Raw genomic sequence first — 26,774 nt, 5'->3', positions numbered from 1 at the left:
GTGATATACTCATATTTATTGCGGTCGATGTCATTAGTGTTGAGTTAATTACTGGGAAAAACCCCATATTTGCAGTAAATTACATAAGGCTTACTTGTTGAGCCGGCTACGTATTGAAGATGATAATGCTCAAAATACCCTTCCTGTTTACTTTAGAAGTTTACATAAATGCTTTGAATCTCACAGTTGATGCTGAAGATGATGTATCAAAAAAGAATGCTGTCCTGATGATCTAGTCCACCTATGTTGAGTTGTATGCCTCGTACGCTCAATTTTAATCACCTGTATTTACTCTATATAAGACCATCCCAGTAGTCTTGCTGCACCTCTTTTTAAAACATGATCCGAATTTTTCTCAACTGCTTTTTCACACTTCTAATTTTTATTTTTTCTGCTGCCTTCAGCACTCAGGCTCAAACCAGGTATTATGTAAATGCTTCTGCATCGGGGTCTGGCACTGGTACAAGCTGGCAGGATGCTTTTACGTCGCTGACTGATGCGATCACCAAATCTGTAAGCGGCAATGAAATTTGGGTTGCGAAAGGGACCTATGTTTCCGCGGCTACAACTTCCGGAACCTTTACCCTTAAAACAGGTGTTAAGATCTACGGAGGCTTTGCAGGGAATGAAAGTCTACTGAGCCAACGCCTTGTTGCGGGGAACGATCTGTTCACGGTGAATGAAAGTATATTACATGGGCAAGGTGTAAATTATCATGTGGTTACTTCTGCAAACACCAACACTACCTTACTTGACGGATTTACTATAACTGGCGGGCAAACACTTGGTGGAACTACAACGTCTCTCGGCACATCTTATATCGGCGCCGGAATCTATGTGTCCAGTGGTGCGGCAGTATTCCAGAATATCTGGCTCAAAGAAAATACGGCCTTAAACGCCGGAGGGGCAATTTACAATGGAGGAACCTCCGCAGCATTTAAGAATTTACTTGTCGAGAATAACAATCTTCAGCGCCTAAGTGCAGGAGCGGGCATTTACAATGTGGCGGCGGGAGCAACTTTCGAGAAACTTGTTTTTAGAAACAATAAAGGTGCCTCTTTGGGGGGGGGATTTTACAACACAGCCAACAATGTCACACTTACCGATGTCACGTTCGAAAATCATAGTGTTACTACCAACGGAGGAGGGGTATATAACAGTGGCAGTACCTTCACCATGAACCGGGCATCGTTTATCGGCAATGTGGCCGGCCAGCGCGGTGCAGGTATATACAGTGTAACAGGAACCGGGATTATCGTAAGTAACAGTGTGTTTAGCCAGAATGTGATTAGCGTTGTAAATGCTGGCTACCTCGGAGCGGGAATACATTTTGCTTCGGGTACAGGAAATGTATATAATTCAACTTTCAGCAACAACTCCATCGCCTATGCAGTAGACAATGAAACTTCCTACGGCGCTGCGCTCTATTCCGCCGTTACGACCTTTAATGTTTATAACAGCATTTTCTGGAATAATAAACGCGGTGCTGAGGTGCTCGATCAAATTAATGTTTCGACAAGACTGGGCTTATACAATAATATCATTCAAGGCGGAATGGCAAATTCGGAAAATACAATCGACGCTGATCCGGAATTTGAAGATGCCCTGAATCATGATTTTCGTCTTAAAAATGGATCTATAGCGATTGATGCCGGCACAAATGCCCAGGTTAAATTTGCCGAGGATGTCACTGGTGCGACCAGGACGATCAATGGTGTAGTGGATCTTGGCGCCTATGAACACCCGATCGGGGGCCCGGCGTCCATCATACTCGAACCGAAGGCTATCGGTAATATCAGCCGGGGAATACCCTATCATCTACAGCTAACAACAACGGGGACTGGGACAGCAACCTACCAGCGAATCAATGGGAACTTGCCTCCGGGAATCGAATTTAATAGCCAGACAGGGGTGTTAAGTGGAATTCCGATGGTAAGCGGCGACTATACCTTTGTGCTGCGTGCAACAAAATCGGGGCAAACAACCAGTCGGCAGTACACCATGAATGTAATTGCTGCTCCGGCCAGGTTACACGTGTGGGCCGCTTCTACTTCCGGGACAAACACGGGTACGGGATGGGCAAACGCATACCTCAGATTGCAGTCTGCCCTGGAGCTCGCAAAAAGTGGTGATGAGATTTGGGTTGCCAAAGGCACCTACGCGCCTTTTCAGCACCTGGATTCTACCTTTAATATGGTTTCCGGCGTAAAAATCTACGGGGGCTTCGCTGGTACAGAAACCGAGTTAAGTCAACGCGTTGCGGATGCAAAGGGAAGATATACCATCAATGAATCCATTCTGAGTGGTAGTAATGTAAATGCCCACGTGGTGTCCAGCACCCTTGCCCTAACTGTAGAATCAACATTGGATGGCTTTACGATCACAGCTGGATCCGCTAGTTCAACCAGCACCCGCGGATATGGTGCTGGTGTTTATATTGCCGCCGCCGCTGCGAATGGAACGTATAGCAATCTTATAATCAAGAATAATAACGCTAACATTTATGGGGCAGGTATGTATAATGCTTCTGCCGGCATTCGCCTCCGGAATCTGTTGTTTGAAAATAACATAATCGTCACATCTAGCAGAAGTGGTGGCGGACTTTATAATACCGGCGCTAATTTGGACCTGCAGGAGGTGACTTTTAAGGGGAACCAAGCCGTAAACGGTGGCGGGATGTGGAACAATGCTGCTGGTGTCACCATGACCAAAGCTCTTTTTGAAGGGAATGCTGCAACAACAGGAGGTGGACTGTATTCTACTGGTGCAATCAGCATTAACCAGACATCATTCATTAATAACAGTACGATCAGTCATGGTGCTGGTATTTATGGTTCGGGTACTATAACGATCAATAATTCTGTATTTAGTTCAAACCGCATAACAGCTGCATCATCTGGCACGGTAACAAACGGCGCCGGGATGTACTTCAATGGAACTGCAACTATTACCAACTGTACGTTCAGCGATAACAAGATGAACTACATTGTGGCTCCCGGTTCAGCAACGGTTGGTGCGGGCTTATATGCAACGCCAGCTGCGGTCGGGATCTACAACAATATTTTTTGGGGCAACAAACGAGGCAACGACGTCGCCGATCAAATTGGAGGAACGGCAACCAACCTGTCCAATAACCTTATTCAAGATGGTTATGTTTATGGTTCGGACAATCTCATCGGTGACCCTGAATTCGAAAATCCACTAACGCATGATCTCCGTTTGAAAAATGGTTCCGTAGCCATTGATGCCGGGAACAACGCTTATGTCGGTACACAGCATGACCTAGGGGGAAATATCCGGATTATTAATGGCGTTGTTGATCTTGGTGCTCACGAAAATTTAAATGCCAGCGGCGAATCTTTGGCAATATTGCCAATCGCACTGCCTGTATCCCGTCGGGGTGCAGCTTACACCCAACAGCTCAGTACCTCAGCAAACACTGGCGCCATTACCTGGGAGCATACTGCAGGTACAATCCCACTGGGATTGCTCTTTGACAAGCAAACCGGAAAACTTAGCGGTGTGCCAATGCAGTCGGGCGCTTTTTCCTTTGTCATTAAAGCCGTTCAGAATGGAACGATGGCGACAAGACAATATAATCTTCAGGTGAATGAGGGCGCTGCTCGCTGGCATGTTAAAGGTGATGCCGCTGGTGCAAACAACGGTGCCAGCTGGACCCATGGTTTAACGAAATTGCAGTCAGCGCTTGGCATGGCCAGAGATGGTGATGAAATCTGGGTGGCAAAAGGTGTCTATACACCCGCTCTTCATGCAGATTCTACCTTTAACATGGTGTCGGGCGTGAAATTATATGGTGGCTTTGCCGGAACAGAGACGATCCTGTCCCAACGTGTAGCAGATGAAAATGGAAAATTCAGCATCAACGACTCAGAACTTCATGGCTCCCTGATAAACAAACGCGTAGTCTCCAGTACGACCTTGATGTCGGTTGAAACACTACTAGACGGCTTCACCATTTCCGGCGCAAATACTACTCTTACCGGCACCTATGGAGGCGGAATTTACATCCTTGCAGCTGCCGTAAATGGGACCTACAAAAACCTGATCATTAAAAATAATACCGGATCAACCCGGGGTGCCGGAATGTACAATCTAGCGACAGCGATCCGGATGGAAAAGGTCCTTTTTGAGAACAATAACGCTTCGCTTTCTAACCGGTATGGGGGAGGTTTGTTCAATGGCGGCGCAAATGCAGTATTAAATCACGTAACCTTCCGCAATAACCAGGCTGCTCAAGGTGGGGGGATGTACAACTCGGGAGCTAATGTAAGCCTCAACAATGTAACTTTTGAGCGCAATACTGCGACTTCCACGGGCGGCGGTCTGATAAACAACAGCACTGGTCTGATCTTGAATAATGTTGTTTTCGAAAGCAATGAGTCTGCTGGGCTAGGTGGTGGATTTTCTCACTCAGGTGCAGCGAGCTTAACAGATGTGACCTTCCGGTCTAACCGTGCCGGTACGACGGGTGGTGGTATTTCAAGTACTGGTGCGCTTACTATTGACCGTGGAAGATTCATTGCTAATACCTCGGTACAGCATGGTGGGGCAATCTATACGGGTGGTAATGTTGCTTCCACTTTTACAAACCTGGCTTTCAGTCGCAATGCCGTAACCTCTACGGCTGCTTATTATGGTGGTGGGATGTACATCGGTACCGGCACCATCAATATCATAAATACGACCGTCAGTAATAACAGTGTAGCGCAGATCGCTGCCAATGCTGGTGGCGGTTTATATCGCGCGGCAGGTGTAGTAAATGTGGCTAACAGTATATTCTGGGGTAACAAACGCGGAAATGAAGTTTCCGACCAGCTGAATACCGGTGTCAACGTTGTTGCAAATAGCACGATTGAAGAGGGTTATGCCACAGGGACCGCCATTCTGGTTGGAGATCCTTTATTCACCGATCCGGACAATGATGTTCTGACGCTAAAAACGGGTTCCCTCGCAATTGATAAAGGTGATAACGGCGCGCTTGGAACCAGCCAGGATCTTGAAGGTAACCCCAGAATTTACAATTCCATTGTGGATCATGGCGCCTATGAAAATCAGGGCGGCGCATCACTCAAGATTAGCCCGGCATCCCTTGGTTCAATCACCAGAGGTGCACTGGTTGATATTCCACTGGCGGTTTCAGGCGGAAAAGCGCCTTATACATGGAGTGTTTTATCCGGCGAACTTCCTTTAGGATTAGCCCTTAGTCCAGACGGTCGAATTCAGGGCCGGATAACAAGAGCGACTCCGGGCGGTGATACTTTCGTGATTGCCGTTTCAGATGCAACACTTATCGGAAGTAAGCAGTACACCATTGATGCCGTACCAGGACCAGTTCGTTTCTATGTTAAGCAAGATGCTGCAGGAGCAGCAACTGGAGCAAGTTGGAAAGATGCTTTTCCGGATTTGCAGCCCGCATTGGCCCTAGCACTAGCGGGTGACGAGATCTGGGTAGCGAAAGGTACATACCTCCCGGGGCCGGATGTGGCCAGCACCTTCAATATGAAGTCGGGCGTAAAATGGTATGGCGGCTTTGCCGGCACGGAGAATGATTTAGCAGAGCGGGTGGCAGATGCGAATAAGTTGTACGCTCTTAATGAAACCATTCTTTCGGGTAACAATAAAAGCTATCACGTAATAACCAACACCGAGCAGTCTACAAACCAGACGGTCGTAGATGGCTTCAGTATTTCGGGCGGTAGAACTGTGACAGGAACGACAGCTATAACCAGCAGTGCTGCCGGTATTTATAATACTGCTGGAGAAGCTGTGTTCAGAAATCTCTGGGTTAAGAACAATAATGCCTATACACACGGTGCGGGTATTTACAACCTGGGTCCATCTACCTTCGAAAACATTCGTCTGGAAAAAAACATCGTTGCTGGTGGCCAGGGCTACGGGGGTGGTATGTATAACCGTAATGCTTTCGCAATAATCCGGAACATCACTTTTGTCGAAAATGAAGCCGTTTACGGTGGTGGAATGTACAACGCAATAGCCGATCTGACTACAGAAAACCTCAATTTTTTGAGCAATAGAGCCAGTACAAGTGGCGGTGGGTTATACCATAATAGTGGTATGCTAAATCTGAAAAGAAGTACGTTCGATGGGAATATTTCCGTAGGAACCGGGGGCGGTTTAACCGTCACTTCGGGGCTAAATGCCGAAGATCTGGTGTTCAAAAATAATACCTCGACCTCCACTGGTGCCGGAATGATGAATAGCGGAACACTTACGCTAAACCGGGCTTCCTTTTTAAGCAATACCTCTTCGAACGTCGGAGGAGGTCTCTATAACTCGGGAACCGTTAGGCTTGACAATGTTGTGTTCAGCAGGAATAATACGACTGCAAATTCAGCCTCCGGGTATGGAGCCGGCATGTATCATTATTCAGGTACTTCTGTGATTAGCAATACAACATTCAGTAATAACACTAGTGCCTATACCCATGCTACCGCCACCGCAGGAGCCGGACTGTATTACCGTACTGGCTCTGTTTCCATAAACAACAGTATTTTCTGGGGTAATACGAGGGGCAATGGTGTGTCCGACCAAATCATGGGCGCGGCAGCAGTTGGCAATAGTATCGTTGAAAATGGCTACGCCTCCGGGACGAAAATCTCCATCGGCAATCCGATGTTCACAGATGCTGCAGTAGATAATCTCAGGTTAAAAGCAGGATCTCCGGCGATAGATGTGGGTGACAACGCCGCGAGCGGAACCGCGCTCGATCTGGCGAATTTACCAAGGGTTGTTAATGGAACGGTTGACCTGGGTGCTTATGAAAACCAAGGCGGCGAGAGTTTACAAATTACCCCGGCAACCTTGCCGGGTACAATCCGCGGTACAAATACAAATATACAGTTTAGCGCTACTGGGGGCGGCACGTCTCTGCAATGGAGTGTTACTTCTGGAACCTTGCCAACCGGGTTGAGTCTCGGTCCGGATGGACTGCTTTCAGGGAGGGCCATGTTCCCGGGTAGTTATACTTTCGTGATATCTGTAACTGACGGCGAATTTGCCGGTGCAAAACAATTTAACGTTGTGGTGAGCCCGGCTGCAACGAACATCTATGTACGGGAGGGCGCTTCCACAGGAGGTAAGGATGGCAGCAGCTGGACTAATGCTTTTACGGATTTACAACTGGCAATTGCTCAGGCAACGGCAGGAGATCAGATATGGGTAGCCAAAGGCAGTTATAGTCCAGGGCTACTTGCAACTTCCACCTTCTCCTTGAAGGAAAACGTGAAAATTTACGGTGGTTTTGCGGGCACTGAAGAAAACCTTGCGGCAAGAGATACCAGTCTGATACATACCACCAATAAAAGTATTCTCGATGGTAGCCAGGGTGTCTCCAGTTACCATGTGGTTTCCAGTACAACTGCCGTTACTGCAGAAACCATTCTGGATGGTTTTACCATTTCCGGAGGACGTACCTTAACCACCACCAGCACCAGCAATTCCAATGTAGGTGATCTGAGCCCTAACTATTACGGGGCAGGCATATATACGAGTCTTGGAAGACCAATATTTAACAACCTGGTCATCACCGGGAACACGGCTTTATATGGCGGTGGTGCATTTGTATTGTCAGGCCTGGCAACTTTTACCAATACTAAATTTATTACAAACAGCACCATTGGCAATCTTGGACGAGGTGCTGGGATCTATAACCATACCGGCGGCATTAACATCGATAGGGTCCTTTTTGAAGGAAATGAAATTTCCGCAGGATCCAGCACTTATGGAGCCGCAATCTTCAACAACGGTACAGCTACAATTAGTAATTCCACCTTTAAGAATAACATCACAAACGGCACAAGTTACGCCTATGGTGGAGCATTCTACAGTAATACCGGCGCAGCAGTAAAGATCTCTAATACTAGTTTCATCGGGAACCAGGCACTTAATGGTGGCGCAGTTTATATTCATTCGGGCGCACCCGAATTCAGGGATGTTACTTTTAGGTCAAACCGCGCCAGGGCAATTGGTGGCGCGGTAATCTCTGCCGGCACTCCGGTCTTTGAACGGGTGTATTTTATTGATAATGAATCGGTGCAACATGCCGGAGCATTGCAGACTACCGGTGTAGCGAAGTTGATTAACGTGGTATTCAGCCGCAATCGTATCGTGTCTGCAGCAACTGCAGCGGCATACGGTGGGGCCATGTATGCTGGTACCTCTGCAACACTGACGAATGTAACCTTTAGCAATAACAGCATTTCCCGTACTGCTGCAGGTGGGGGCGCTTTGTACCGTGCTGCCGGTACAGTTGTCATTAGCAACAGTATATTCTGGGGCAATACCAGGGCAGAAGGCGTATCCGATCAAATTCAGGGCGTGGTTACCATCGACCGGAGTAATGTACAAAATGGCTTTGCTACTGGAACGAATATCGCCATTGGCAATCCGCTATTTACGGACGCTTCAACAGACAACCTTCGTTTAAAAGGCGGATCTCCGGGCATTGACATGGGGGACAATGCTAAAGTAACTACATCAGTCGATGTTGAAGGAAATCCGAGGATATATAATGATGTTGTTGACATGGGGGCCTTTGAAAATCAGGGTACCGCAAGTCTGAACATCAGCCCGGCAGGTCTTCAGGACTATAAGCGTGGAGACCTGATTGAGCTGCCGTTTACGGTGCTGCCTGCTGCCGGTGATCTTGTTTGGAATGTTACTTCAGGCTTGTTGCCCCCAGGGCTTACCTTGGATTCGGCGGGCGTATTAAAAGGCAGGCCCTTGGAAGCGGGAACATTTACTTTTGTAGTGGGTGTTACCGATGGATCGCTTGTGGGTAGAAAACAATATACGCTTACCATCGAGGCCGCTGCGACTAAGTTATTCGTGAATGCTGCGGCTGTTACCGGCAGGAATGATGGCAGCAGCTGGGTTAACGGGTATACGGATTTAAAGACAGCCATCATTAAAGCGCTGGCAGGCGATGAGATCTGGGTCGCCAAAGGTACTTACAGCCCCGGTTTGCTTGCCACAAGCTGGTTCACGATGAAAGAGGGCGTAAAAATGTACGGCGGATTCGCTGGCACCGAAGCAACGCTTGGCGACCGCGATATCCTTGGTATGCACACCCTGAATGAGACCGTACTTGATGGTAGTCAAGGTGTGGCCAGCAGACACGTAATCTTCAACAATATTGCATTAAGTAATGCCACATTATTAGATGGATTTACCATCAGCGGAGGTCAGGGACTTGCAGGTTCAGACTCTGATAATAACAGGGGTGCGGGTATCTACAATTATGCATCGGTAAACGCGATTTTCAGCAACCTGAAAGTTGTAAATAATAAAGCAGAAAGAGGTGCGGGTATCTACAACAGGGGTGGAGCCAGCTATGAAAAGATCTTGTTTGAAGGAAACGTGGCAAACACCATTGGAGGTGGTTTCTTCAATCTGAGTGCAAACATCACGATGACTGACGTGACCTTCCGTGGGAATAGTGCTAAAGTAAACTCCGGTGGACTTTCCCAAAATGGGGGTATCATAAACATCGAACGTGCGTCATTTATCGCCAACACTGCTGGTCAGCAGGCAGGAGGAATGTTCAATAGCTCCGGAACGGCGAACCTGGTCAATGTAATCTTCAGCAGAAATGCAGTCACAAGTGCCGGCTCAGGTTATTATGGCGGTGGTATGTATTCGGCAGCTACAACCAACTTGAATAACGTTACTTTCAGCAATAATACAATTGCGTTCACACATACAGCTACCATCGGTGGTGCAGGATTATACCGCTCTGCTGGCGTAACGAGCGTAAACAACAGTATTTTCTGGGGTAATACCCGTGCGAACGGGGTACCCGACCAGCTTAATGCTGGTCAGAATGTTCGTAACTCGATCGTTCAGGGTGGATATGCAACAGGCGTTAACATTTTTATTGGTGATCCTTTGTTTACAAATGCGGAACAAGATGCGCTACAGCTGAAGGGTGGATCACCAGCGATTGATGCCGGTGATAATTCAGGAAATACTGCCAGCATAGATCTGGCTGGAAATCCAAGGATCACCAATGAAGTTATTGATCTTGGAGCGTATGAAAGTTTAGGTGGAAATGGGCTGAAGATTCAGCCTGTGGTATTCCCAGCTTCTATGCGGGGCCTTGATCCGGACTTCCAAATGACTGTAACAGGCGGTAGTGGAACCTATACCTGGACCTTGCAGTCCGGCGCATTGCCGACAGGTCTGGTGTTAACAGCCGATGGACTAATAACTGGCAGACCTACTGTTCCTGGAGCTTTTACTTTTGTGGTGTCTGTGACAGATGGGACATTTGTCGGCAGTAAGCAGTTCAGTGTAGTGATTACCGATGGGCCATCACGATTGTATGTTCGACAGGCCGCCACAGGGAATAATAATGGTAGTAGCTGGTTGCATGCTTTCAGGGATCTTCAGGTGGCACTAGCGCAGAGCAAAAGTGGAGATGAGATTTGGGTGGCCAAGGGAACCTACTATACTGGTCCGCTGGCAAGTTCTTACTTCACCTTAAAAGAGGGCGTGAAGATGTACGGCGGGTTTTCCGGATCAGAGGAATCCCTAAGCGAAAGGAATGTGGATAATATACGCTCGCTGAATGAGACTATTCTTGATGGTAGTCAAGGTACCCTGAGTTATCACGTGGTGTATAATACCGCGGCACTGACAAGTGCAACCATACTAGATGGTTTCAGTGTTCAAGGTGGAAGGGCGGCCACAAACAGTACGGGAGCCAGCTACTACGGCGGTGGAATCTACAATACCAACGGTGCTGCGATCTTCCGACAGTTATGGATCAAAAATAACGTGGCAGCCTATGGCGGTGGATTATACCATTCTGGGGATGCAACATATACAGACATCATCTTCAGCAATAACCAGTCGAAAGGAACAAATGCAAGGGGTGCTGCGGTTTACAATGCTAAGGGCTTCAACTTGACCAAGGGTTTATTTCAGCAAAACTCGTTGGTAGAATTCGGCAGTGGTACTGCATATGGCGCAGCCATATTCAACTCAGGCGCATTAACGCTGAACGACGTGAAGTTCGAAAATAACCTGATAAGCAATGGACAGGGTGGCGCAATTTATTCGAATTCGGGTGCGGTAGTTGACATCAGTAAGGCGGAGTTTACCGGTAACAGGGCCACTTCAGGGGCAGCTGTCTATCTGACAAACGGCACCAGCACTTTTACAGATGTCTCGTTCATGGACAATAAGTCTACGGGTACCGCTGGCGCCATGTATGCTGCAGGAGTTGTGAATATCAATAGGGCTTCTTTTATTAACAACACCTCTGGCCAACATGGTGGCGCACTATGGTCTTCCAGCACCATGAAGATTGACAACTCCATTTTTAGTCGCAATAGTATTACCGCTGTGGCAGCCTATTATGGTGGCGCAATTTACCTGAGTTCCGGGAATGCAGTGATCAATAACACGAGTTTCAGTAACAACAGTATTGGGTATAATAAAGGTTCTGCCAGCTTAAGTTACGGTGCTGCCCTGTATCGATCAGGCGGTACGGCCACGATCAACAATAGTATCTTTTGGGGCAATAAACGCGGTAATGACATCCTGGATCAGCTAAATTCAGGCAATATTGTCGCTAATTCCATTGTTCAGGGTAACTATGCCGAGGGCAGGGGAATTATCATTGGAGATCCTTTATTTGAGGATGCAGGAGCAGATAACCTGCGCCTGAAAGCAGGATCATTGGCGATTGATGCAGGGGATAACAATTGGCAGGTGTTTGATAAAGACTTGTCTGGCAATCCCAGGGTCGTTAATGAGAAGGTTGATCTAGGTGCTTACGAGCAAGACGGTACGGGCCGGTTATTAATCAGCCCGGCTGCGATCAATCCTATTGCGAGAGGGACGGCCATGGATCTGCAATTACTTGCAACAGGCAATACAGCGCTTGTTAAATGGACCTTGCAGACGGGTAAGCTACCTTCGGGTATATCCTTTTCAGAAGATGGAAGATTGAAAGGCGTTCCTACAGCAGTGGGTACTTATACCTTTGTCATTAATGCTACGGACGGCCTGCTTCTAAGCAGCAAGCAATACACCGTGACAGTTACCAATGGTGCCAGCCGTCTGTTTGTTCAGGCTTCCGCAACAGGTGAAAACAATGGTAGTAACTGGGTAAACGCCTTTACTGATCTACAATATGCTTTAGAACTTGCAGGAGCAGGAGATGAAATCTGGGTTGCAAAAGGCACCTACTATTCGGGACCACTGGCAACTTCAACATTCAGATTAAAAGAAGGTGTAAAGATATTCGGTGGCTTTGCCGGAACAGAAGCGGCGCTTTCCGATAGGAATATCGCGGACTTACGTACGGTGAATGAAACCATACTGGATGGCAGCCAGGGTGTAGCGAGCTACCATGTTGTTTCGAACACGCTGGCATTAAGCGATGCTACAGTGCTTGATGGCTTCAGTATTCAGGGTGGTAGTGCAACACTGATGAGCGGTAACAATTATCAGGGTGGCGGTATTTACAATAGCCTGGGTGCAGTGCAGTTCAGGAATTTGTGGATTAAGAACAATATTGGAACCTACGGTGGGGGTATCTATCACAATGGAGATGCGGCATATACAAACTTATTGTTCAGCAATAACCAGGCGAAAGGAACCAATGCCAGAGGTGCGGCAGTTTACAATGCCAAGGGCTTTAAGTTGGTTAACGGAATTTTTGAAAACAACAAAATTTTGGAGTCCAGTAGTTATCCTGGTTATGGAGCAGGAATCTTTACTACAGGTCTTCTGGATCTTTCTGAAGTTGAATTTAATAACAACACGATTTTAAATGGACAAGGTGCTGCCATCTACAGCAATTCCAGTGCTATAATTAATATCAAAAAAGGCGCATTTACCGGAAACAAAGCTACAACAGGTGGTGCATTGTTCGTCGCTAGTGGAAGTCCGGTACTTGAGGATGTGACCTTCTCAGAAAATACGGCGACTACAGGTGGTGCAATTTACGCAAGTGGTGTATTGATGCTTAACCGGGCATCGTTCATTCATAACACCGCCCTGCAGCATGGTGGAGCGATTTGGTCGAACAGTAACCTGAAGATTGACAACAGTATTTTTAGTCGCAATGAAGTGACTTCCACTGGCGCATATTATGGTGGTGCTATTTACATCAGCTCCAATGACGTGCTGATCAACAACAGCAGTTTTAGCAAGAACAATATTGGCTATGTGAAAGGCACTGCCACGCTAAGTTATGGCGGCGCGCTTTACCGGAATTCAGGTACGGTTACGATACACAACAGTATACTTTGGGGTAACACCAGAATGGGAACCATTGCAGACCAGCTTAATGCCGGGATCGTGGTAGGCAATACCATTGTACAGCATGACTATGCCACCGGAACAGATGTGAAAATTGGAGATCCTTTATTCCTGGATGCTGCGGGGGATAACCTGCAACTTCAGGGCGGTTCATTGGCTATCGATGGCGGCGAGAACAGTTGGCAAGCTTATGATAAGGATTTAGCCGGCAGCGCAAGGATCATCAACAACACAATTGATCTAGGTGCTTATGAAAATGAGCGTACGGATAGACTTGTAATTACTCCGGTTACGATCGAAGCGTTAACCAGAGGAACGGCTGTAGATCTTCCATTCAGCTACACCGGAACAAATCTACCGGTTACCTGGAGCCTTCAGGCAGGGAAACTTCCACCAGGCGTATTAATGTCTGCCGATGGAAAGCTTACCGGTGTTCCCAATCTTGTCGGTACCTATACTTTTGTCGTTGGTGCTACAGACGGAACCTTAAGTGGCAACAGGCAGTACAAAGTGACGGTTCAAAATGGGGTCGGCAGGATGTATGTGCGTCAGAACGCAACAGGTGCTGACAATGGTAGCGATTGGACAAATGCCTTCAAAGACCTGCAGACGGCTTTAGATCTGGCAAGTGCCGGAGACGAAATATGGGTAGCTAAAGGGACCTACTACACAGGACCACTTGCAACCTCGACGTTCAAACTAAAGGAGGGATTGAAAATGTATGGTGGTTTTGCAGGTACAGAGAGCAGTCTCGAACACCGGGATACCTCAAAGATCAGGACTACGCAGGAGTCTATTCTGGATGGTAGTCTGGGCGTTGCAAGTTACCATGTGGTGTACAATAATGCCGCTTTATCCAATGCAACCGTACTGGATGGTTTTAGCATTCAAGGTGGAGGATCCGTTGTAAATACTTCAAATAACAGCGTGAACTATTATGGAGGTGGTATCTACAACTCGCTGGGTGCCGTAACATTCCGTAACCTATGGATCAAGAATAACCTTGGTGTATACGGAGCCGGATTGTATCACAGCGGCGACGCTACTTATACCGATATAATTTTTAGTGGTAACCGGTCTACCGGCTATTATGCACGTGGTTCTGCGGTGTATAATGTTAAAGGTTTTAAAATTAACAAAGGCGTATTCCGAAGTAACAGAATTATTGAGAGCTCAAGCTACCCAGGTTATGGGGCGGCGATGTTTAGTACTGGTCTTTCTGAGTTGAACGACGTGATATTTGAAGATAACACCGTCACCAATGGTCAGGGTGGCGCCATCTATGTCAATTCAGGTGCTATCACTAACTTGACTAATGCAAGTTTTGATGGAAGTAAGGCGACAAACGGCGGGGCTTTATACCTTGCAAATGGAACGGCAACATTAACGAATGTTAACTTCAGCGGCAACAGCGCGACCGCTGCAGGTGGAGCAATCTTCGCTGCGGGAACACTAAATATAGATCGCGCCTCCTTCCTCAACAATACCGCGGTACAACACGGTGGTGCCATCAGAAGCAGTGCAACGCTGAATATCAGCAACACCATCTTCAGCCGGAACACCGTCAGCAGCACCTCAGCGTATTATGGAGGCGCCGTGTATGTATACTCGGGAACAGCAACCTTAAGCAACACTACTTTCAGTAAAAATAGTATTGGTTATTATAAAACCGGTACAGTGAATTATGGCGGTGCCTTGTACAGGAACTCCGGAACAGTGCTATTAAACAACAGTATTCTGTGGGGAAATAGCCGTGGAAGCGGAATTGCCGATCAACTTAATTTAAACATCAAGGCAAGTAATACGCTCATTGGCGGAGGCTATCCTACGGGACTGAATATTCTGAATGCAGATCCGGCGTTTGTGGATGCTGACCGAGATAATCTTGCACTTACCAACTGCTCTCCGGCAATAAACACCGGAGATAATAATCTTGTTATCGGCGGGACCTTAGACAGAATTGGAAACACAAGACTTCAGTCTGAAGTGGTTGATCTTGGGGCGATGGAATACCAGGGGCAAGTGATAAGTTTAACGCCTGCCATCCTGCCACAGGTGCCCCGTGGTGCGGCATTTAACCAGCAGCTACAAGGAACTGGCGGAAATGGTAATTACAGCTTCAAAGTGATTTCTGGTAAGCTCCCTGACGGCTTATCAATGGATGCCTCAGGACTCATTACCGGCAATCCAATTGTACTTGGCAGTTACACGTTCGTGGTTAACATTTCTGATGGAACCCTATGCGGAAATCGTGTTTACAACATGGATGTCGTTGCAGGTACAGGTGTTGTTCGAATCTTGGTAAATCAAGCAGCAACAGGCGGTCAGAACAATGGTAGTACCTGGGAGAATGCCTACCTCGATTTGCAGAATGCACTTAAGGTTTCCCTGCCAGGAGACCAAATATGGGTGGCAAAAGGCACATACAGTCCGGGGGCGTTGGTGACTTCCTATTTTACCCTTAAGGAGGGCGTTAAACTTTACGGCGGTTTTGCAGCTACCGAGTCGACGCTTAGTGATAGGGACTCTCTAAAAATCAGAACGGATAATGAAACGATCCTGACAGGGAATAATACCAGCAGGCACGTGATTTACAATAGTGCTGCACTGACAGCTGCCACGGTACTTGATGGATTTAGTGTAAGTGATGGACGATCAGTTCCTACTGGTACAAGCACTTCAGAAGCTTATATCGGCGCCGGTATTTACAACAGAACGGGTGCGGCAACCTTCAACCAGCTCTGGATCAAGAATAACAACTCCAACACTTATGGAGGTGGTATGTACAACGGCGGAACCGGGCAACTCAGCAATATCATTTTTGAGAACAATGGAACGTTGAGCAGTGCAGGTTCCTACCGGTATGGTGGTGGACTATACAACATTGGTGCAGCCACACTTCGTGGGCTGAAGTTCATCAACAATACCGCGGCTTATGGTGGTGGAATGTATCAAGCCACGGCTGCAGTATCGATGAATGATGTTGTGTTTAAAGATAATAAGGCGACCCTTGGCGGCGGTTTGTACAGTTATTCTGGCAAGGTTACCCTAAATGATGCGGTATTTACTGGAAACACAGCAACGCAGCATGGGGGTGGCTTATACCAGTGGTCATCAACGCTGACGATCAATGGGGCGAAATTCAGCCGTAATAAGGTCACCAGTACGGCTGCCTATTATGGTGGTGCAATGTATCATTATACCGGCACCGCGAACCTGGTGAACGTAACCATGAGCAACAACAGTATTGCTTACGTCAATGCTAGCCAGAACAAGTATGGCGGAGCCATTTACAGAAATGCAGGAACATTGAATCTTCATAACAGTATTGTTTGGGGTAATAACCGTGGCAATGGGGTAGTAGACGAGCTTAACTTGAATATCAAAGCGGTGAATACCCTGATTCGCGGCGGTTATGCAGCAGGAAAGGTAATCTTAGATGCAGACCCAATGTTCAACCTGAGCGATGAAGATGATCTTTCCCTGTCGGCATGTTCTCCGGCGATCAATATGGGTGATAATTCCCTTTCTACAGCGATCCTGAAAGATCTTTCCGGACAGCCAAGGATCAAGGCTGAAATTGTAGATCTGGGTGCTTATGAAAATCAGCAGGATCGCATCATTGTCGGTCCTGCAATATTGCCCGAAGGTTCAAGGGGGGTGATTTATGAACACCAACTGGTGTCTTCGGGTGGTTCCGGGCAATATACTTACGCGGTAAGCTATGGTTCCCTGCCGGACGGACTTCTCCTTAGCTCTTCTGGGCAGTTGACCGGAAGGCCGGTTAATGAAGGTTTGTACACTTTCAATATCACAGCCAGCGATGGTACTTTATGTGGAAACAGACTGTACACCTTTGAAGTAAAAGCTGGCAATGGAAAGGTGAGAATCTACGTAAACCAGGCCGCAACTTCAGGCATGAACAACAGTGCCAGCTGGGCGCATGCCTTCCTGGACCTGCAAAAGGGGCTTAGTTCCGCAAAGGCGGGAGATACGATCTTCGTGGCTAAGGGTACATACCTGCCTGGTTTGAAGGCTAACAACTACTTCACCTTAAAAGAGGGGGTTAAGATCTACGGCGGTTTTGCAGGTACGGAGAAAGACCTGGCCGACCGGGATTCAACGGCCATCATGACCACTAATGAAACGATCCTTAGTGGTGCGAACCGTAGCTACCACGTGGTGTTTAACAAGCTAGCCTTAACCGCTGAAACGGTACTGGATGGATTTACCATATCAGGAGGTAAAACAGCCACGGGTAACAGCACCTCGGATGTTTATAATGGTGGCGGTATATATAACGCGCTTGGAAAAGTCGTCTTTAAAAACCTCTGGGTAAAAGATAATACCGCCTATTATACTGGTGGTGGAATCTTTAACAGTGGAGCTGCAACTTTCCATAACATCACCCTCGAAAATAATACGGTAACAAGGTCCGGCGGTGGGATATACAACAATGCTGCAGCCGACTTCAGAAATATTAAATTCATCAGTAATAAAGCAAGTCAAGGCGCTGGTATGTACCACATCACCGCTGCAATGCAGATGACAGACGTGGTATTTAGAAACAATATTGCGACGGCCAGCGGAGCTGCATTTTACAACGCTACCAATGGTAAACCTACCATAACGGGTGGATTGTTTGTGGGTAACAGTGCCGCACAACATGGTGGGGCTATTTACCATTACTCTGGTACGTTTAACCTGAACAATGTGGCATTTAGCCGGAACAGAACGACAACGAACGGTTATCGTGCAGGTGCGTATTATCATCATTCGGGAACGACAAACCTAATCAATGCAACATTCAGCAACAATAGTTCTACTTATGTTAATACCTCATCAACCACCAAATTCGGCGGGGCCTTATATCGGAATACAGGAACTGTAAACGTTGCGAACAGCATCTTCTGGGGTAACACACGCGGGAATGCAGTTCCGGATCAGCTTAATGCCGGCATTCTGGTTTCAACAAGTACCGTGCAAAACGGGTATGTTACAGGGACGAAAATTGCAACGAAGGATCCTCAACTGGCCAATGCTGCCGCAGATGATCTTTCATTGGCACCTTGCTCACCTGTAATTAACATGGGTGATAACACTAAAATTGCCGGCATTACAAAGGACCTTGCAGGTAACGACAGGATAAAACACAACTCAGTTGATCTTGGGGCTTATGAGTTCCAGGGTGTATATCTGGAAAATGCAGAACAAGAACTTCCTGCAGCCGATCAGTGGACAAGTTATAGTCATCAGCTAGCGCTGAAAGAATCTGGATCATATACTTATTTCTTGAGCCAGGGTTTACTGCCTGATGGATTAGGCATAAGCAGTACTGGACTGATCTCCGGTGAACCAACGGTTGCTGGCGACTATGAATTTACGTTAGCCGTTCAGGGTGCTGATGTTTGCGGTTCCCTGCAGGTAAAGATGAAAGTAAATCCAAGGTTACCGTACATCATTGAAGTTTTAAAACCATATCCTGTTCCTGTGAAAAAAGACACCGGAACACCTTTCGAGCAGCTAAATCTGGTCACACAGGTAGAAGTAATCATGAGCGATAACAGCCATGCCATGTTCCCGGTGATCTGGCAGCCGGGGAACTATGATGGTAATACGGAAGGTATATATGATCTTACAGGTATAATAACAGTTCCTGATATGGAAGTAAACAGGAACAATCTCACAGCAACCGCGAAAGTTGCAGTGATTACACCAATTTATCCGTACATCATCGCTGTTGCGCCACTTGCGCCGGTAAAGGTATTGGCTGGAACCTCCTTTGCAGACCTATTGCCATTGTTGCCTAAACAGGCTCAGGTTACCTACGATGATGGAATTACCAAAGAGATGTTAAACTTAACCTGGAACATCGGAAATTACAGTCCGAAGTTAGGGGTATATCGACTCTACGCTACCTTGGGTATCAAGGAGGAACATGCTAATCCTGCAGGATTTGAAGCAAGTGTAGATGTTTATGCTCAACTCAATATTATCGCAGTCGAGGATCTCGCGGATGTTACGGTCGATCTGAATACCCCAGCAGTTAATTTACCTTTACCGACATCAGTCCGGGTAACCTATCATGATCAGACGACAGGATACCTAAACGTGGATTGGGACCGAACGCCTTACATCCAAGACAAAGGTGGGGAATATGAACTGGCCGGATCACTACAGCTGAAGGATCTTATATCCAACACAAACCTGTTATCTGCAAACAATAAGGTTATCATTCGTAAGAATATCCTTTCTGTACAGGGAACCTATGTGGCCAGTACGGCGTTTGATACGCCTTTTGACGAAGTAGAACTGCCAGAAACGGTAAAGGTGAATTTCGATGATGGAAGCCAGGATACGGTAGGCATAGCCTGGGAACCCGGAAGCTATAACAAGCAGAAAAGTGGCGACTATATCCTTACAGGAATCCTGCTTCACAACGAGAGCATTGACAATAAGAACAACGTTAAGGCACAGCTGACACTTACGGTACTTCCAAAACCAAGAAACATTGTAAGTATCGCCCTGCTGGATACGGTTAGGGTAAGCTATGGTACCTTGCTGTCTGCAATTCCTGAATTGAGCGCAGCAGTGATCGTCAATTATGATGATGGTAGCACCGGCAGCCTCAAGGTGTCATGGGACACCGAGGGTTATGATTCCACTAGCCCTGATGTTTACACCTTTTCTGGTATTCCGGAACTTATCCCTGGTGTTGTAAATAAAGACGCAATAGCTGCGGAAATCAACATACAGGTTGCCAATAAAAAGGTTGTTAAAGTCCAAAATCCCGAAAGTATTTCTGTGAAATATGGAACACCAACGGAAGACATTCCATTCCCAGAAACTGTACAGGTGACCTACAACGATCAGTCTGCAGGTACCGAAGGTGTTGTCTGGAGTTCTACCACCTACAACGCACAAATTTCAGGAGTATATGAATTTAAAGGAACACTGGTTAGCGGTGACGATATTGACAACCCGGATAGCTTGACCGCAACGATCAGCGTGACTGTAGGGCCGAAACCACTTGAAGTAGTGAATGTAGAGGAAAGCACAGCCCTTGTGCCTTTCGGTACGAGTTTCAACGCAGCCCAGTCATCGTTGCCGGCTCAGGTAAACGTAACTTTCGATAATGGCACCACAGGTAAGCTGAACGTGATCTGGGAAGAAGGTGATTATATTGATGATCTACCTGGCGTGTATAAATTGCAAGGGGTTTTACAACTTCCTGAAGACATCCTTAACCCGGACGAGGTAGTACCAGTGTTAAATGTTACTGTGGGCAAACACCTCATTGCTAACTACACCAACCCGGATACCATTACCGTTGTTTTTGGCACGAGTGCCCAAGCTGTTACCCTGCCAGGGCAGCTGAATGCTCAGTTTGAAGATGGCGGCAATGAAGATTTAGAGGTAAGCTGGGATCTCTCTTCTTATAATGGGACCATGCCGGGATCGTATGTGTTAAATGGAAACTTTACCTTAACGGATGAGGTCGAGAACCCTAAGCCAATTAACCCAACGATCGTAGTTGTCGTATCAGCAAGGGAGAAAGTTATTGTTTCTTTAGCTACAGATACCATTAGTGTCCCATTTGGCACTTCAATAGAAAACATAATTTTTCCTTTTATCAGCAAAGCGACACTTGACGATGATACTCAAATGGATATCACTGTACAGGACACTTCCTTCAGGTCTGCGCTTTATAATGGCGATGTAGCGGGTGCTTATCTTTTTGAAGCGGATATCGTCGTGCCTCAAGGCTTATTGAATACCAATGATCTGAAGGCGCAAGTTGTGGTAGTGGTCGCGCGTAAACAAATTGAAAGCATAGAGGCCTTTCCGGGGATCACGGTGGATTACAACACCGATTTTGATGCACTGACCTTACCGGAAGCTATCAAGGTTACTTACAATGATGACTCGGAGGCCCTGCTTTCGGTAACATGGAGTAAAGGCAGCTACGATGGCTCAACCAGCGGATCGTATACCCTTCAAGGAACCATGGTCATTTCTGATGATGCTGATAATCCGAAAGGGTTACAGCCGACGGTCAACGTTACAGTCGCAGAGCGGATCAGAAAGCTTATGTCTATCACAAAGGACACCACTGAGGTTAGTTATGGAACGCTCGTGACAGCACTATCGCTTCCTAACACCGTAACCGGCCTGTTCGATGATGGCAGTACCATGCAGCTCAATATTACGACTTGGGAGAATGCAGCATATGACCCGACAAACCCAGGTGTGTACGAGTTTAATGCTGAAGTCGAAATGCCTATGTTGACAGAGAATCCTGATTCTTTGAAGGCAGTAATTTACGTGAATGTGGCTCAGCGCTATATTGTTGCTGTAGCGGATCCAATTGCTTTAACTGTTCCTTACGGAACGACCTTCGGAACATTGATGTTGCCTGATACTGTTTTGGTGACCTACAACAACAACGAACAGGAGTCTTTACAAGTAGAATGGGATGGGCAGTCGTATAATGGAATGCTTGCGGGAGATTATATACTGCCTGGCCGGTTGATCCCTGGAATGCCGGATGAAAATAAAGATAATAAGTCTACCGCGATTAAAGTTACCGTGCTGCCTAAGCTGCTCGTGTTGGATTCTATTCTGGTGAATACCCCTTTACACTTTCCATATGGTACCACGGAGGCCCAGGTGCTTGCTAAGCTTGGTACATCGCTAAACGCGATTTTCAGCGATGGTTCTACGGGCAGCGTAGTTGTAAATTGGGAATCACCATTGTTCGACGGCAAGAATCCTGGAAGTTATAATTTCACAGGACTACTTGACATGGAGGGGAAGGCTGAAAACCCTGATGATATTACCGCGAAAGTAGAGGTGATCATCGATAATAAAAACGTGGTTGCTATAGAGAAACTTGCTGACTTAATAGACGTGTTTGGTAAATCCTTCTCAACACTAGACTTACCGTCAACTGTGATGGTGACCTTTGACGATCAAACCACTGCCAACCTTCCGGTTTTATGGGATGAAGCAGAATACGACGATAGCAGTTTAAGTCCTCAGCTGCTTCATGGAGAAGTTCAGTTGACTGATGATGTAGGAAATGCATTAAACCTGCAGGCGCAGATCCAGGTAACACTTTGGAAAGATCTGCTGACGGTTGAGGAGATCGCACCGGTAACGGTTACCTATGGAACTCCATTTGCGGATCTGAAATTGCCAACTGCAGTACAGGTAACTTATAATGATGGGACAAAGGCGTTTTTAAACATCGACTGGGATCAGGCAGCATATACGGCAGCTCTGATTGGGGAGCTGGATCTTACAGGTGCGCTTGCCTTATCAGAAAATACTTTTAATACCACTGACCAAGTGGCAAAAGTTAAGATCATTATCGAAAAGGCTGCACAGTCCATCACTTTCCCGCCTATAGCGGATAAAAACTACGGTGATGAACCATTTGCCTTGATCGCTACGGTTTCTTCCGGATTGCCCCTGACGTTTGAACTGCTTGATGGCAAGCTCGATCTCAATGGTACCCTTGCGACGATTGAAGGTGCAGGTGATGTCGTGTTAAAGGTTTCACAGGCTGGTAACGCCTTTTTTGCTCCGGTTGAAGTACAACAGACTTTCAAAATCAACAAGGCAATGCTAACCCTTTCGGGAGATACCTTAGCGAGATACTTCGGAAAAGAGAATCCAAAGTTCAGCTACCAGATCAGTGGATTTAAATACGGTGAAACAGATACTACGGAGCGCGCAGCGGGAACGTTGCAGGGGGAACCGGCTTTCACTACAAGTGTAAACTTAAGCAGCCCAGCGGGAGAATATCCGATAGCATTGAGCACTGGGACCCTGCAAGCTGACAACTATGAATTTACCTTTGCACCGGGGCTGCTAAGGGTGAGCAATCTAAACCATACGGTGACCTTTGAAACTATGGGTGGAACGGCTCTGGCTGCAGTGCAAGTGGCCGATGGTACTAAACTGCCAATGGTAAATACAACTAAAGCTGGAATGGTCTTTTATACCTGGTTCAGCGACCAGCGTATGGAAACAGTATTTGATTTCGACAATGCGATCACCGAGTCCATGACTCTATATGCGGACTGGACGATACCTTCACTGCCTGACTCGGGCGGGCTTAGCATGCGTACCATAGCGGACTACATGTTAAACTTAAACGAATTGAGTGCCGCAGAACGTGCAGCACCGTTTTCGCTTTCGCTACTAAACAAAAACAGTCATCTTACCAGAAAGACCGCACCATTTAAGCTCAGCGACTGGTATGGGTATGGACCGTTGAAGAAAGCCTTGCTGAACACTGCTGCGGTAACGTTAAAAAATGAAACCGAGGTGAGCATAGGAATAACAATACTCAATAAAGGTGGTGCAGCGATTACAGGAAGTGGCGTTTGCTGGAGCACAGATTCAAATCCATCAATTGCAGATACAAGAGTTAATGTTGCTACCCCGGGTGACAGCCATGTGCTTGTGGGTGGATTGATTGTGGGCGTAGAATACCATGTAAAGGCCTTCGCGATCAATCAAGCAGGTGTAAGCTATGGCAACGAAGTGGTGTTTAGAATTACCGAAGAGGGTTCGGTGGAAACGATTAAGAAATAAAGACATATGATAATCAAACAAAAATGGAGCAGCCATTTAATCAGGTTTATGGTGCTCGCTTTAAGTACCTGGTGCTTTAATCCGACGGATGCTAAAGCCCAGTTTGTTGGGAATCCCTTGATTCCTAAAGAAGGGAAAGTGATCGTTTATACCAATGACGCTAAAGGTGGGCATCATCAGGTAGCAACAATTACGGAAAGAAATAACATCAGTATTGACCGGCGTCAACCAGGTATGCTGTGTACCGTTATGGACGATGGTACGGGGAAGGCTAAGACCTTCCAGCTGATCTGCAAGGATGTGCCTGCTGAACTGAATGAAAATGCAAACTGGGTTGCTTTTTCGTCGGGAACAGCAGCGGGAAATAATCTGATCTATGGCGCCGCAGTCCCTGATGCAAGCACTGGTAAAACAGGCGACTTCTTTGTCCATACCGCGACACAAACGCTGTATGGTCCAAAACAAGGGGACGACACCTGGCCGGTGTTACTGCTGCAAGCATCACCTACAGGCCCGGCTGCGGGTGACCTTACCGGTACTTTTCCGAATCCATCAATTGCTGAAAAAGCCGTTACTGTTGAAAAAATCAATCCGGGTACTGCCGATCAGGTGCTGGCAACCAACGTGGAAGGCCAGGTAACCTGGATCAATAAATCTGATTTGGGTACAGGGGCGGGCGGTACCGTTGGGACCTTCAATGGTAACCGTCCCATAACCGGTGCTTATTACACAAATGTTAATCCTGGTACTGACGATCTGGCGAAATGGATCGAGGCCGTATTTTATCCTTCTGTTGGCCCTTCTGCCTCACTTTCTGCAACACCATCGGGCGTACAAGAGTTCGGATCTGCTGGAACTACGAGCATTACCCTAGCCTGGACTGCAGGAAGAGCTGCGGCAACAGAGCCTATTACCGGGATTACGGTAAATGGGACCAATGTTTTCACAACTACACCGGCCGCAGGTGCCTCAGTAAATGGAACCCTGGCGGCAACAGCAACGAACAATCAGAAAACGACGTTTTCAATGTCCGTTAAGACGGCAGATAATAAAACAGCTACCGCAAACACTACCATTGATTTTCAATCAAAACGCTACTGGGGTTTTGCTACTGGCGGCGAGGACGGCGAGACGTTTGCTCCAACAGACGCACAGATCCTGGCGCTGTCCGGCAGTGCATTTGGAACTTCTGCAGCCGTTTCGAATTTGTCAGCCAGCCCGAGCGGCAGGCAAAAGCTAGTGATCGCCTATCCCGCTGCCTGGGGCGGAAACAAGATTATTGTTGGGGTAAACGATTCTACTGGAGCTTTTGAGCGGACAACGCGATCATTTACCAATGCAAGTGGAGGCACAACAACCTATGTAATTTACGTGCAGCGGGACAACACTGCTGCAGGTCTGACTTTCAGTATTCAATAATCAGGTACAGTAATTCATTTCAAAAAGAAACAAATGTCAATTATAAGAGCTATTCAAATGAAGAATATTCTTTCATCTCTATTGTTAATCGTATTAACAGGTTTCAGCTTCAGCCTCTCCGCGCAGGTGAAGGTGATCGGGGCTGTAGAACCGAATGACCTGACAGATAAATATCCGACGCATAATGAAATTTATGGTAAGGGAGGCTTTCGCTCCGTTGCTGATATTGCTGCGCGGAATGGTATTACTCCGGCAAGAAGAAGTGTTGGTATGTTGGTCTATGTAATTTCCGAGGAAAAGCTGTACCAGCTAAAAGGCGGGGTAGCAGATACAAACTGGGCTGAAATTGCTTTCGGCGCCGGGACAGGCGGAAGCACTGGTGGTGTTGTGACCATCGATAAAGGTGGAACCGGTGCTACCACAATAGAGGAAGCAAGGGTTAACCTTGGACTCGGGACAATGGCAATCCAAAACAAAGACGCCGTGGAAATTACAAAAGGAGCCATCGATGGAACGTTAATTGGTAAGTTGGCACCTGCAGAAGGTATGTTTACCATCCTGGATGTGAATTCAGAACTTCGGGTGACTGGCAAAGTGATGGTTTCTGGTGACATCACCGCAACAGGTGACGTGACTGCAAATTCGGATGTACGATTAAAGAAAAATATTGCGACTATCCCGCCAGTATCTGAGAGCCTCAGAAGACTTCATGCCGTGTCCTATGATCGTAAGGATATGAACCTTCATCAGATTGGATTCATTGCCCAGAATGTGCAAGAATACTTTCCATCTTTAATTCGCGTGGATAACGATGCAAACAAGACCTTATCGCTGAACTATCAGACCATGACTGTACCGCTGTTAAAAGGCTGGCAGGAACATGATGAAGAAATTAGCCAGTTGAAGACGGAAGTTCAACAGCTGAAGCGCGAACTTCAGCAGTTGAAAGAACTCCTGTTGCTAAAGACCAAAGAGTAAAAGTTAATAGATTAGATTTCGGGCAGGCCGATCAGTGTTCAAACTGCTTGAGGGATACATAACCAGAGTAGGGCTTATTTTTTATTTTTTGTTTGTTGCGGATTCAGCTGAAAAGCATCCAGCATCTTCAGCATGAATTTATCAAATTCTTCCTGCGCGTGTCGAAGTTCCTCCAGCTTTTTCGCGATCGCGTACTTTGCATAGTGAAGGGTGAAGTTGTTATAATCCTGCATACCCAGCTTCTGCACGGAGACCACCTCATCGGATTCCATAAATTCCCTTGGGGTATAAACTTTTTTGGTATCATGCGAAAAGATCACACAGCCTAAATTGAAAGCTTTCATGGCAATCTCACGCTTGATCTTGTATGCTTCACTGTCCTTGTTGTTGCGGCTTCCTGTCATAAATTTCCTTCTCATCTGCAAAATTGCTAATATTATTAGTAATTCCAAGGCTGC

Annotated in this window: 4 protein-coding genes; 3 read left to right on the top strand and 1 reads right to left on the bottom strand. The window is 46.9% G+C overall.

Annotation, left to right across the window (positions count from 1 at the left end; all coding sequences use genetic code 11):
• The first annotated feature begins 339 nt into the window (after nt 1-339).
• From AC5WJX_RS09575 to AC5WJX_RS09565, 3 genes are read left to right on the top strand one after another with little or no spacing between them, the layout of a single operon-like run.
• Nucleotides 340-23,919, top strand: a complete 23,580-nt coding sequence (locus AC5WJX_RS09575) for a choice-of-anchor Q domain-containing protein (protein ID WP_494484328.1) — start codon at nt 340-342, stop codon at nt 23,917-23,919.
• Between the two features lie 6 nt (nt 23,920-23,925).
• On the top strand, nt 23,926-25,338 hold the full coding sequence (locus tag AC5WJX_RS09570) for a hypothetical protein (RefSeq protein WP_494484327.1): 1,413 nt from the start codon (nt 23,926-23,928) through the stop codon (nt 25,336-25,338).
• A 33-nt stretch (nt 25,339-25,371) separates the two neighbouring features.
• Entirely contained in the window at nt 25,372-26,316 is a 945-nt protein-coding gene (locus AC5WJX_RS09565; RefSeq protein WP_494484326.1) for a tail fiber domain-containing protein, read from the top strand.
• 74 nt (nt 26,317-26,390) lie between these two features.
• On the opposite strand, the gene AC5WJX_RS09560 is transcribed toward AC5WJX_RS09565, so the two are convergent.
• Entirely contained in the window at nt 26,391-26,735 is a 345-nt protein-coding gene (locus AC5WJX_RS09560) for a hypothetical protein (RefSeq protein ID WP_494484325.1), read from the bottom strand.
• Nucleotides 26,736-26,774 lie beyond the last annotated feature (39 nt).

Source organism: Pedobacter sp. NEAU-ZC8 (assembly GCF_059278965.1).
Note: the sequence above shows the minus strand (reverse complement) of the source record. Positions and strands in the feature narration are given on the sequence as shown.